Origin of the sequence: uncultured Parasphingorhabdus sp. (assembly GCF_963975735.1) — a bacterium.
Taxonomy (GTDB): domain Bacteria; phylum Pseudomonadota; class Alphaproteobacteria; order Sphingomonadales; family Sphingomonadaceae; genus Parasphingorhabdus.
Map to the genome: position 1 here is coordinate 113,536 of NZ_CAXBIA010000007.1, position 12,869 is coordinate 126,404.

10 protein-coding genes are annotated in these 12,869 nt (G+C 53.8%); 9 read left to right on the forward strand and 1 reads right to left on the reverse strand.

The window, feature by feature from the left end:
- Window positions 1–59 precede the first annotated feature (59 nt).
- Window positions 60–4,307: a strawberry notch family protein gene (locus AACZ86_RS10050; protein WP_100092319.1), complete on the forward strand. Its 4,248-nt coding sequence runs from the start codon at window positions 60–62 to the stop codon at window positions 4,305–4,307.
- A gap of 145 nt (window positions 4,308–4,452) precedes the next feature.
- The gene (locus AACZ86_RS10055; protein ID WP_173202587.1) at window positions 4,453–6,432 is read left to right on the forward strand and encodes a ParB/RepB/Spo0J family partition protein; all 1,980 of its coding nucleotides are present in this window, start codon (window positions 4,453–4,455) and stop codon (window positions 6,430–6,432) included.
- Between the two features lie 90 nt (window positions 6,433–6,522).
- On the opposite strand, the gene AACZ86_RS10060 is transcribed toward AACZ86_RS10055, so the two are convergent.
- On the reverse strand, window positions 6,523–7,689 hold the full coding sequence (locus AACZ86_RS10060; RefSeq protein WP_173202588.1) for an ATP-binding protein: 1,167 nt from the start codon (window positions 7,687–7,689) through the stop codon (window positions 6,523–6,525).
- A 131-nt stretch (window positions 7,690–7,820) separates the two neighbouring features.
- Between AACZ86_RS10060 and AACZ86_RS10065 the strand changes: the two genes are divergently transcribed.
- From AACZ86_RS10065 to AACZ86_RS10095, 7 genes are all read left to right on the forward strand, one after another.
- Complete coding sequence (locus tag AACZ86_RS10065; RefSeq protein WP_339692031.1) at window positions 7,821–8,747, forward strand: zincin-like metallopeptidase domain-containing protein; 927 nt, start codon at window positions 7,821–7,823, stop codon at window positions 8,745–8,747.
- A gap of 64 nt (window positions 8,748–8,811) precedes the next feature.
- Entirely contained in the window at window positions 8,812–9,195 is a 384-nt protein-coding gene (locus AACZ86_RS10070) for an MbcA/ParS/Xre antitoxin family protein (protein WP_240616818.1), read from the forward strand.
- Window positions 9,167–9,904, forward strand: coding sequence for an RES family NAD+ phosphorylase (locus tag AACZ86_RS10075; RefSeq protein ID WP_100092315.1), 738 nt, complete (start codon window positions 9,167–9,169; stop codon window positions 9,902–9,904). Before AACZ86_RS10070 ends, AACZ86_RS10075 begins: the two co-directional genes overlap by 29 nt.
- Window positions 9,905–10,149: 245 nt before the next feature.
- A complete protein-coding gene (locus tag AACZ86_RS10080) occupies window positions 10,150–11,106 on the forward strand; it encodes a DUF2493 domain-containing protein (protein ID WP_176280139.1) in 957 nt (318 codons plus the stop codon).
- Window positions 11,107–11,228: 122 nt separating this feature from the next.
- Window positions 11,229–11,693, forward strand: coding sequence for a DUF6878 family protein (locus AACZ86_RS10085; RefSeq protein ID WP_173202589.1), 465 nt, complete (start codon window positions 11,229–11,231; stop codon window positions 11,691–11,693).
- Entirely contained in the window at window positions 11,693–12,052 is a 360-nt protein-coding gene (locus tag AACZ86_RS10090) for a hypothetical protein (protein ID WP_176280140.1), read from the forward strand. The genes AACZ86_RS10085 and AACZ86_RS10090 overlap by 1 nt, the downstream gene beginning before the upstream one ends.
- Window positions 12,053–12,425: 373 nt before the next feature.
- The gene (locus AACZ86_RS10095; protein ID WP_100092311.1) at window positions 12,426–12,815 is read left to right on the forward strand and encodes a single-stranded DNA-binding protein; all 390 of its coding nucleotides are present in this window, start codon (window positions 12,426–12,428) and stop codon (window positions 12,813–12,815) included.
- Window positions 12,816–12,869 lie beyond the last annotated feature (54 nt).

Here is a 12,869-nt window from a genome sequence, read left to right on the forward strand (position 1 = left end):
CTGTTTGTGCACGAGAAGGCCGTCTGAGGTCTGTCCGTGCCTAACGGAGGAAAACCATCATGACTCTACAAAACGCACAGTTGCAACTTGACGATACACAGGATCTGGCCAGCGAAATAATAATCAAAGCCGCTCACGAAATAGCAGGTCGTCTAGAGACAAGTTCCCAAGTCACACGAAAAGACATTAATGCCATATTCAAGACCTTCACCGGAAGCAGCGACGCGACAGATGGTTGGTCGGTAAAAATGTCCGGCTGCGCTATCGAGCTGGCCGAACTGATGTGGCTTCGTGATCATTCCGGTATTTCACTCCATTCCGATTTTGCTGAAGCCGACAGATGCTTCGCAACTCTGGAGCAAGTTCTTCCGCCACAACATAACCGGCATGATGACCAGATTGCCCTCCAGCAGTTTTCGACCCCCGCCCGGCTTGCCTGGGCTATGGCTTTGGCAGCGGGCACAAAGCCCGAAGATATCGTACTCGAGCCATCCGCGGGAACGGGAATTCTCGCCATCTGGCCGCATCTTGTTGGCGCGAAGCTAATCCTCAATGAGATCGACGGCCTGCGCGGTGCGTGTCTAAACGAGCTGTTTCCGGGCGCTCCGCTCTCCTCACACGATGGCGAGCTGATCGACGAACTGCTTCCACCGCGCCACAATCCAAATCTTGTCATAATGAACCCGCCATTTGCCCGTAGCGCAGAACGGGGCAAAGACTACCGCTCAGCCCTGCGGCACTTGCGCTCTGCCTGGCGGCGTCTGGCGCCAGGCGGACGGCTTGTCGCGATCATGCCCGAAGGCTTTGACGCGACCATATTTGCTAAAAACGATCCTGCTCCCTGCGCTCTGCGTTTGGATGCGCGCATCATGCGATCTTTCGCCCGCCGGGGAACCGGCATCACCGTGCGCCTGGTGGTCTTCGATAAATTTGTTTCCGAGCAATGCGTAACACCAATCGACATCGCTGATTTTGAGGGTTTGTACAGAGCCTGCTGTGCTTTGCCCGCTCGCGCTACCTCCAAACCAACGGCGCAAACTTCCAGGTCCAATGCAAAGCCATTCGCGCTGGTATCGAACGATCGTTCGAAACGCCCTGTCGCGCCAGTTTCCAAATCCTCTCCAGACTCGCAAATATCCGAAAAACTCATCTTTGAAGTTCTCGGCGATGCGGCACCAACACCGGAGCAAAAAGGCATTTATCTAGCCTATCGGCCAAGCCGGATATCAATCGCCAATGCTCCCGTTCACCCGACCCCACTGGTGGAATCGGTAGCGATGGGGTCTGTTGCTGCGCCAGTCCCGCAGCACCAGCCATTGGTTCCGGCAGACTGGCGGGAGAAACAGCTTCTTTCCGATGCACAATGCGAAACGCTTATTTATGCAGTAAACGCCTTCGCCCGCGATTTGCCCGGTACTTACAGGCCAATCAACAAAGGCTCTGGGCTGGAACCGTCCGAAGAGGGTTTCTGTTATCGGACTGGCTTCTTCCTAGGTGATGGAACTGGCGCGGGGAAGGGCCGAGAGATTGCTAGTGTCATCATGGACCGGTGGCTGCAGGGTCATTGCCGTCATATCTGGATTACCAAAAACGAGACCTTGCTTGAGGACGCCCGCCGGGACTGGTCCGCGCTCGGCGGCTTGCCGCTTGATATCCAGTCGCTTTCGAGCTGGAAGCTGGGAAGGCCGATTTCAATGTCAGGCGGGATTTTATTTGTCACCTATCCAACGCTGCGCTCGGGCAGGATGGATACGACTAGACTTGCTCAAATATTGGAATGGGCAGGGCAGGAATTTGATGGCGTCATAGCCTTTGATGAAGCTCATGCGATGGCGGGTGCGCTGGGGGGAACGGGAAGCCGCGGCAAAGTCAAAGGATCCGAACAGGGCATTGCAGGTCTGCGTCTTCAAAATCTTCTGCCCAGCGCGCGAGTATTATATGCATCAGCAACCGGCGCATCTGATATTGCCAACCTTGGTTATGCGGCGCGTCTTGGATTGTGGGGACCGGAAACCGCCTTTCCCAATTATGACACGTTCCTCACCGATATCCGAGCGGGCGGTATTTCTGCGATGGAACTGGTCGTGCGCGACCTTAAATCCCAAGGTCTCTATCTGGCCCGCGCCTTGTCCTTCGCGGGCGTTGAATATGAGCTTCTCGAACATGAACTGACCAAGGAACAAATATCGGTTTACGATAGTTATGCCGGGGCTTGGGCGATTATTCACAAGAATCTCGAGGCGGCCCTTGAAGCCACGCGGATCGTTGATGAGGATAGCGGCGATACGCTTAACCGAAATGCAAAAGCAGCGGCGCTTTCGATATTCGAGGGTACCAAGCAGCGTTTCTTCGCGCAGCTGCTGCTATCGATGAAACTTCCCAGCCTGCTCCCGGCGATCGAACAGGCATTGGAAGAGGGACATTCCGCCGTTGTGCAGCTTGTCTCGACCGCCGAGGCAATGCTCAACCGCAGACTTGCCGATCTCAGTGCTGAAGAACGCGAGCAGCTTGATATCGACCTGTCCCCGCGCGAATATGTCATTGATTATCTGGCCAAAAGTTTTCCGGTCCGTTTGATGCAGGTGTTCCTCGATGATGACGGCAACTTGCGATCAGAGCCTATGTCCACTTCGGAAGGCCATCCAGTCCTCTGCCCGCGCGCCGTTCAGGCAAGAGACGCGATGATCGAAAAGCTGTGCGCGCTTCCGCCCATTTGGGCGGCGCTTGATGCGGTAATCGAACGTTTTGGAACAGATCATGTTGCCGAAGTGACGGGCCGGACCCGCAGGCTTGTAAATGGCAGCGACGGACGTCAACGTCTCGAACGCCGCACGGCGCGGTCGAATTTAATCGAAGCTCAGAGCTTTATGGACGGCGAGAAGCGCGTGCTTATATTTTCTGACGCAGGCGGGACAGGCCGGTCCTATCATGCCGATCTGGACGTACAAAACCAGCAGCGGCGCGTGCATTTCTTGCTCGAGCCGGGCTGGCGGGCCGACAATGCCATACAGGGTTTGGGCCGCACCAATCGTACCAACCAGGCATCCGCGCCGCTCTTTCGGCCCGTAACCACTGATGTCAAAGGTGAACGGCGTTTTATCTCCACCATCGCCCGGCGCCTCGACAGCCTTGGCGCTTTGACTCGCGGCCAAAGACAAACAGGCGGTCAAAACCTGTTTAACCCGGCTGATAATCTTGAAAGCGAATATGCTCGCGACGCGCTCACTAGCTGGTTCCACCTGCTTTATGCAGGTAAATTGGATGCCGTATCACTGGACCGCTTTCAGGATGTCACGGGCCTTAAGCTTGAAACACCCGATGGTGATCTGGCTGAAAAACTGCCAACCATCCAGCGCTGGCTAAACCGGATATTGGCGCTGCCCATCGCTCTGCAGAATGCAATATTTGATGAATATCTGTCGCTGATCGAAGCCCGCGTCGAAGCGGCGCGTGAAGCGGGAACTTTGGATATGGGCGTTGAAACCATTGCGGTTGATACATTTGAAATTATGTCAGACAAGCTTCTGCGAACGGATGGTATTTCTGGCGCAACCACGCATCTTGTGACCTTGGAAACACAGCGCCCGCTTAAACCGCTCCGTTTCAAGCGACTGTACCAACTATATGATTTCAGCTTGCCAAATATCCATCTGCTGCAAAACGCGCGCTCGGGCGGTGTCGCCTTATCTATTCCGACCCGGCGTATGATCACCGATGAGGGAGAGACAATCGAACGCCGCCGCCTGATCAGGCCGCTAAAATCGGTAAATTGGACACTCGAAGCTTTGTCGGAAAGCCTTTGGGAGCAGGTCGATTTCAAAAGCTTCCGAAAAGGCTGGATGGATGAGGAAGAACAAGCGGCGATGGAAACGGCCCATGAACGCGTACATCTCGCCACCGGATTACTGCTGCCAGTCTGGAATAAAATCCCCGGAGAGTTTGTTCGTGTCACCCGCATTGCAGCGAGCGACGGGCGTTCGATCATTGGCCGCGAAATTTCCGAACTCGATATGGCTGATCTCGCACGGGCCTTTGGTCTCGACATGAACCAGACTATCAATCCCTCCCGGATTGCAGAAATGGTGATGCAAAGCGGCAAGCCGTTTTCAGTTCAAAGCCATGATGACCTTATGGCCAAACGCTCACTGGTCAATGGCAGCCAGCGACTGGAACTGACGGGCTTTTCAGCCGAGCGGCTCGTCTGGTATAAATCCAAAGGCTGTTTCACCGAGATTATCCGCTACCGCACGCGTCTATTCGTGCCGGTCAATGAAGCAGCGCAGATACTGGAAAAACTGACTGCCTAAGCGCTTCCGCTCTCCCTCAATCTCAAACCACCAGAAAGCGAACGCGTGATCTCTAAGAATGAGAGGGGAGGAGGCTTGGCCCTTTTGAACCCGGTTTTGGCGATGGTCGCCGAAAATCGTTAGTTCGATCAATCAGGAGTTAAAAATGTTCAAATCTATTCCACTCAACAAACTCGTTGAATCCAAGAAAAATGTCCGCAAGCGGACTGATCCGGCAGCCGATGCATGGCTGAAGGCGGATATTGCTGCGCGAGGATTGTTGCAAAATCTGGTCGTCAACGCGATTGCGCGCGGCAAATTTGAGGTCACGGCAGGTGGCCGCCGTCTCAACCAGTTGAAGGCACTTGCCAAGGACAAAGCGATTAAGAAGACCGAGCCGATCACATGTCTGGTCAAAAACGGCGAAGCGCATGAAATCCGGGAAATCAGTCTGGCCGAGAATTTCCAGCGCGTAAAACTCAATCCGGCTGATGAAGCCGAAGCGTTTCAGGATATTGTGAACGACGGCGCAAGCGTTGAAGATGTTGCCATTCGCTTTGGTCAGACCGTTCGCTTTGTCGAAGGGCGTTTGCGGCTCGCCAAGCTCGCACCAGTGGTTTTTGAGGCGTTGGCAAGCGGTGACATCACGCTTGATATTGCAAAAGCTTACGGCGCGACCTCGGATGTCGAACGTCAGGCCCAGGTGTTCGAGGAAGTCTCTGGAGGATATTACAGCGTAAATTCCGACAGCATCCGGCGCATGGTTCTGGACGCCAGTGTCCAGGCCAGCGATCCCCGCGCCGTTCTGGTCGGACGCGATGCTTATCTCGAGGCAGGCGGCAAGATCGACCGGGAGCTCTTCGATGATGATGAAACTGAAAGCTGGGTTGACGTTGCTCTTCTTGAACGTCTCGCTGCTGAGAAAATGGAATGGCGATCCGACGAGATCAAAGATCAGCATGGTCTTGCTTGGGTAAAGCCGACGCTCGACTGTTATGTCTCGCATGAACTTGTCGAAGGCTTGAACCGGCTTCCTACCGAGCTTGAACCGCTTAGCGAGGAGGCAATCGCGCGTCTGTCTGAATTGGAAATCGAATATGACGGCGAAGCTGTCATCCTCGAAAATGAAGACAGCAGCGAAGATGACGTTTTCGCAGCCGAGAAACGCGTGTCGGAAATCGAACAGGAAATGCGCTCGCTGGATGATCGCAAACCAGTTCTGGCCGATGCGCTTCGCAGCGAAGCAGGCGCTTTTCTGGCACTTGGTAACGACGGGATACCGACATTGGTTCCGCAATATTATACGGACAAGGTTGATGTCGAGCATGAAGATGAAGGCGTTGAACTAGTCGAGGAAGGCGAGGCCGCCCAACCCAAGCGCACGGCGCTTTCCAAACGCCTTGTCGATGAACTGGCGATGCAGCGGCGCGATATTTTGTCGCTTCATGTGGCAAGCGATCCGGCGCTCGCGCTCGATTTTATGATCTTTACGCTTGCGGATAGCGACAGCCATGACTGGCGGGCACAGGAGGCATCGACGCTGAAAGGCCCTGTTGCAAATGGTCCGGCGCATAATTTCGAGGCAAAGGATGCACCGGCAAGTGCAAGCCTAGCGGAATTGCGCGGATCGCTGGATGAAAGTTGGAAAGCTAGCACTACCGATGTCGAGCGTTTCGTGGCATTTCGGGAGCTCAGCGATGACGCGCGCAGCGCGTGGCTCGGCCATGTTGTCTCGCGAACGCTGATTGCGAGCCTGAATGTTGAAGGCGATCGCCAAGTTTCAATGCACGATTATCTGGGCGGTATCTTGGAAATCGATATGGCGGCTTGGTGGCGACCGACTGCGGCCAATTATTTTGACCGTGTACCCAAGGCCAAAACGCTTGACGGCATGCATGAGGTCGGCGGTTTGGAGCTTTCAAACCGCTACGGCGCGTCCAAAAAATCCGATCTTGCAGCAACCGCCGAACGCATCTTCTCCGGAAACTTCATCGCAGAGGCTGAAGTCAAACAGCAAGCTGCGCGGTGGGTTCCCGATGCGATGCGCTTTGCTGATTTGTCTGCGGCTGATGAAGTTTTGGAAGATGAAGCTTCGGAAGCCGGCGCATCAGAAGATATTCCAGAGATAGCCGACAAGGCTGCCTGATCCTCCTCCTGACAGGTGGTCTTCTGGCTGAAGCGGCTTGCCTTTTTAAGGCAAGCCGCTTCTTTTCATCAAAATCATGGCAGTAGGCGGTTACCGGATCGCGGCCAGTTGACCGGCAACTTCCGGGAGTGATGCAATTTCAATGCCCTCGGAATGAGGATAGCTTTCGGAGCCTGGATATATGACAAGCTTGCGATCCGGGTGTATGTCGTCGCAGGCGTTGTAAAAGCCTCTTTCCAATTTTGGCGTCAAGCTTCGCTTGATCTCAATCGCCCATCGTTTGCCTGTGGGCAGCGTCAAAAGGAGATCGATTTCCGCTCCTGCCGATGTCCTGTAAAAATTAGCCAGCGCAGCTTCAGGTGCGGCAGCGATCAGGCTTTCGATGACAAATCCTTCCCAGCTGGCTCCGGCGACCGGATGGCCAAGCAGGGCTTCGAGACTGTCTATGCCCAGTAGCGCGTGAACAATGCCGCTATCGCGTACATAAACACGCGGAGATTTGACCAGTCTTTTGCCGGTATTATTGTGCCAGGGCTCAAGACGCCGAACGAGCAGCAAGTCAACCATCAAGTCAAGATAGGATGCAACCGTTTTTCCATCGACCCCCAATGATCTTGCGAAATCGGCAGCATTTAATAAGCCTGATTGATGATGCGCGAGCATGACCCAGAAACGTCTTAGTGTTTCAGCGGCAATTCTCGGTCCCAGTTGCGGGATGTCCCGCTCCAGATAGCTGCGGATAAAATCCCTGCGCCAGCGTAGGCTCATCTGATTGCTTTTGGCAAGATAACTGTCCGGGAAGCCACCCCTTACCCAAAGTTCATTCAAATCGCCTGGATCAATTTCCAGAGGGTCAAGTGGCCGCATTTCCAGATAGGAGATGCGGCCCGCCAGACTTTCGCCCGACTGGCGCATCAGGTCCAGAGATGCTGATCCTAACAGGAGGAACCGGCCCGTTCTCCTTCCCTTTTTACGCCCTTTGTCAATCAATCCGCGCAAGTTCTGGAAAAGATCCGGAACACGGTGAACTTCGTCGAGGATTACAAGCTTGTCTTCATGATTGCCAAGATAAAGCTCCGGTTCTCTTAATCGGGACCGGTCAGCATCCGATTCCAGATCGAGATAGAGGGAAGGACCGCTTTCACCAATTTCCTGCGCTAGAGTCGTTTTACCCACCTGACGCGGCCCAAGCAAGGCTACTGCTGGACTTTCATCCAGTCTTTCGAGCAAAATATCGTGGATTCGGCGGTTAATCATCCTTGCATTTATGGAGTACAGTTCCAGAATTGCAAGTTATATTGATAGCCTGACTTCCTGATGAGAGAGGAGAGGGGGGCTTGGGCCTGTCTGATCCGGCAATTTTGCTGGATATATTCAGGAGAATACACATGCCCAAAAGATCATATCTCTCACCGAAGATATCCCCAGCCGCAAGGATCACCGCCGCGATCATTGAAAAACTGGAAGTTGGAACAAAACCCTGGATACAGCCTTGGAGAGGACTTCCAGTCTCACGGCCCTTGCGCAGTTGCGGTACGCCCTATCGCGGAATGAATGTATTCTGGCTCTGGATGATGGCGCAAGAGAACGGCTATAGCGCGCCATACTGGATGACCTACCGGCAATGCGCATCGCTTGGCGGTCAGGTCCGCAAGGGCGAAAAATCGTCCATCGCCATATTCTACAAAAGCTATACCAAAGAAGTCGAAGCTGCGGATCATAGTGAAGCGCAGGAGGAAACCCGCCGCGTGCTCAAATCCTATGCTATATTCAATGCCGATCAATGCGACGGTCTGCCCGAACGCTACCATCCCACGGCTGAAGTATTGGATATCGAACCGGAGGGACGAGCGGAAGAGTTGGATCAATTCTTTGCGCGAATTGGTGCCAATACCCGCGAGCATGGCAGCAGCGCCTACTATGAACCGGTAGCTGACCGTATTACGATGCCGCCCATCAGTCTGTTTGATGGCTATGACCAATTTTGTGCGACCCTTTCTCATGAACTTGGTCACTGGTCAGGCCATAAGTCGCGCCTGAATCGTGATCTCAAGAACCGTTTTGGCAGTGCTGCTTATGCCGCCGAAGAGCTGGTAGCAGAGCTTTCCAGTGCCATATTGGGCGCGGAGCTTGGCCTTCCGGTCGGACATCTGGATAATCATGCAAGCTATATCGCCAGTTGGCTAAAGCTGCTCAAAAAGGATGATCGCGCTATACTGACAGCGGCGGCGCGCGCGGAAGAGGCGTCAAATCTGCTGTTGAGCCTTGGCGGTTATGTGCAACAAGAGTCTGGTGAATTATCCGATGCCGCATGATTGAGCAAAAAACTTGCAATCTTGCAAATGAAAGATTATTGTAAAATACATTCATTAGAAAGAAATGAAAATGACTAAACGGGCACTCAAAATAGAACGGAGCGATGATAGGTTGCTAAGTTCTGCAATTGGTAGAATTGCAAAATTCTGGAACCTGAGCAATGTCAAATTAAGTGCGGTGCTGGGCCTGTCGGAAGCAACCATTTCCCGGCTTCGTTCGGGAAAAACATTTCTGGATCCTGCATCCAAATCTTTTGAAGCTGGGCAGTTTCTCCTGCGGCTGTTCCGCAGTCTGGACGCGCTTATGGGCAGTGATGATGATGCAGCCAAATCCTGGCTGACATCGCATAACCTTGATCTCGAGGCGCGGCCGATTGATCTCATCGACAGTTTCAAGGGACTTTTGACGGTATGTGACTATGTGGACGCCCACCGCGCTCGCGTCTGAATTTCGCCGCTACCGCAAAACCGTTTGGCGGGTGGTCGAAGCGCAGCACCGTATATCGACCAATCGCTTGGCGGAAACCTTCGAAGATCAGGCACGCCTTGAAGAGCTTGCCGAAGCAGCAAAACCCGACCTTCCGAAGTCTGCTCAGGGTCTGCATTATCTTCTCGCTTCACCCTTTCGATACGGTCATAAAAGTCTGAGCCGGTTCCGGCGGGCGAATGAGCGTCCCGGCATTTTCTATGCCAGTGAGGCCGAAGCCACAGCGATTGCAGAGACTGCCTATTGGCGACTGCGTTTTTTCAGCCGATCACCGGATTTTGTGCCGGGGAACCGGACCAGCGAGCATCTGAGTTTTTCCGTTGCTGTTTCGACCTTACGCGCGGTTGATCTTTCCAGGCCGCCATTTGACGCGCAAGCATCAGACTGGGTGCATCCCAACGAATACAAAACCTGTCAGGAATTTGCTGATGTAGCTCGCAAAGCAGATGCGCAGCTTATTCGCACAGTCTCGGTGCGAGATCCGGATGCTGGATATAATAGCGCGATATTTGACCCGTCCATATTCGCCGGGAAGACACCGGATTATCGCCAGACCTGGCATTTCCGTTTTGAGCAGGGGCGACTGAACGCCATTGCGGCTTTTCCGGGCGGGGGAAGCTACGCCTTTGAACCGAAGATTTTCGGACTACCAAGTTCGCCTGGACACTGATCCCATAATCTCCTGATGGTAGACTGAGCATCCAGCCGTTTTTTCTCCCCGCAAGAGAGGCCCTGGACCATCAGGGCTTTGACGCAACCCCGCGAGGACTGCGGCCCGTGTGGCCCGCGCCAGCCTTGTCTCGCGAGGTTCCCCGCTTGGGCAAGCGGTGCGTCATGCGCCCTGACGTTCCTTTCGGGCTCTTGCGGGATAAAGCGGCAAGGTGCCGAACATCTCCCGCATATCAGGAGAACATCATGGACAATTTATTCAAACAGCAACTTGCTGGTCTTGACCTTTCCGGTCTCACGATCAGCAGTTCCCCATTTATATCATCGGATTTTCCAGCTCAGGATGCTATCTCGCAGACACTTGCAGCTGTTTGGTCGGATTTATTCGCTGTCTTTACCGATACCGCTCTTGAAGCCGACGTTGAAGATCTCGGATGGGGCTTCGTCAATCTCTTCCACCGCGCTGCGCAGCGTAAATCAAAGCAGCTTGACCGTGCATCGGATGAGGTCCGGGCACTCATCGCATCTGCTGATGGATCGGAAGTTCATACCAGCAACCTGGAAGAGCAGATAGAACGCGCGCAAGCCGCAGAAGCCTCCATGGTCGCCTTTGAAGAAATGCGCGAGGTTGCAGCAGCGCTCTATCTCGATGAAACGCACAGCTCCTGGAAACCAGTTTCCAGTTCCCGCGCCAGCCACGGGGCGATGCTGACCTCTGCCGTCATTCAGGGGCGGGATTTTCTCAAAGCTCGCAGCCAGTCCAGACGCAAAGCGCTGATGCCCGAGGGTGCGCCAATAATCTTTGCTGGTGGCCGCAACAAGCAAGACAGTACTGAAGATGCGAAGACTTTTGCCAACAATGTCTGGGCCACGCTCGACAAGGTGCATAATTCCGTTGGTGACATGGTGTTGGTCCATGGCGGAGATGGCAAGGGTGCCGACCGTTTAGCTGCCTCTTGGGCTGAGCGTCGCGGCGTTGCGCAGCTTACCTTTTCGCTGGATCGCCATTTGGGCGCACGAGCAGGCTTCAAACGCAATGAACAGATGCTGGGGCTCGCTCCTCGCTACGTCATTGCATTTCCCGGGAATGGCGTATTGGAACGTTTGGTCATCGAAGCCAAGAGACGGCGTATCACGGTCGTTGATCGGCGCGGGCCTCTTGGCGTCAGTCCCAAGACAAAGCCAGCCGATACAGGCAGCTAGGCTGTCCGAGTCAGCACCGCTTTGGCGGCGCTGACTTTTCTCGCTGAGAGGAAAGGAGGCTCGGGTTTCCCTGAGCCGGACACACGGTGTGATCGGCTGAAACAGAACCGGAGGTATTTATCATGGAAACGAGGGAATGGATGACGGACTATTTCGACAAACAGAAAACCCGCAATGCGCGTTTGATCCAGTCTTTTCAGCGCAACAAGTCAGCTATTCTTGATGGGCTGCGAGAAGCAAATGTAGCGAGCGTTGAGCTCAACTATGACGGTATGGGCGATAGTGGTTGTCTGGAAGGTGCTACCTATTATTCGAACGATAACAAACCAATCGACTGTTCCGATACCAAAGTTGCAATTGAAATTTTTGAGATTGGTTCGACCATGATCATGCGTAAATCCATGCCACTGGCAGAAGCGCTTGAAACTCTCGCTTATGATGCGCTGGAAGTTCATCATCCGGGATGGGAAATCAATGAAGGAGCCTATGGCATCTTCAGGATCGAGGTTGAAGAGGGTACGATGGCACTGTGCTGTAGTCTTCGGAGCACCGACTATACCGAAACAGAAATCGGCGGAGAGGAATAATGTCGCATTGTCATTATCATGCGCTTTCTTCGGTCCGTAAATGGGGCGGGGAGGCAAGCGATTATCTGCCCCTGCATCAATGGTTTGATAAATCGAAGGAAATATTGGCGGACCCGCGTCACCGGGCGCTCCGGCATCATGCCGAAGGTATATTCATGCTGGAATCACTCTTCGGTACGACCATTGTTAACGCCGATGGCCGCGAGGTTCCTGTCCGCCTGATCGGCGAACAGCATGTCATGGAAGATTTGGGAACCATCCCCTCGTTTGCGGATTGGGCGCGGCTGATCGAACCACAGGCCTGGATGATGCGAGGGCAACCAAAGCTCGTCGCCGTTGAAGCGAATATGGCGGCGTAAGGCTTTTTCACGCGCAGCCTGTTCCGTACTACGTGTGCCGGTGTTGCAGGCGGGTTCCCAATATATAACCACTAAGCCAGCCGTTAAACATGCTTGCTTCAATCGTGATTGACGGATCCAAAACACGCGCTGTCAGCGTCTCCTGAAGATCAAATCAACCGTGACCAATTCGGCTTTTTCGCGAACCTTCCTGAACCAGGTCAGCCGCATTGCAACCAGCTTTGTTACCGGCCGTGTTGCACCTTTCAGGTGCTGCCCGCACCACCCGGACAAAGCTGGTTTCCCTTCGGTGCAATCCCGCTTCTCCCTGTTTCTAACGGATGTTCGCAAGCCGGAATGGTCCGGTTTGAAGATTAATATCAGGAGAATAACAATGACAAATATCGTAGTTTTGGTTGGACGTGTCACTCGCGATCCAGAAAGCCGGGAAACAAACGGTGGTACAACGGTTACAAATCTTTCGGTCGTAACCGATCGGCCAGCCCGCAACAGTGAAGGCAAGACCTACAAGGATGAAAAAGGCTTTACGGTCAAAGATGCAGAATTCCACCGTATCACTTGCTTCAACGGTCTTGGCAAAAACGTTGCCCAATATTGTACCAAGGGCCAGATGGTTTCGATCGAAGGGCGCCTGCATTATACGCAATGGGAAGATGCCGATAAAATCAAACGCTATGGCTGCGAAATTCTTGCCGATAAGGTGGATTTTCTCACCCGCGGTGCTTCCCAGGATAACAAGGATGCACCCGATATCGGTGAATAATCCTTGATCTTCATGCTTAATCAATCAGGCCTCGCCGGTTTCCCGGCGGGGCCT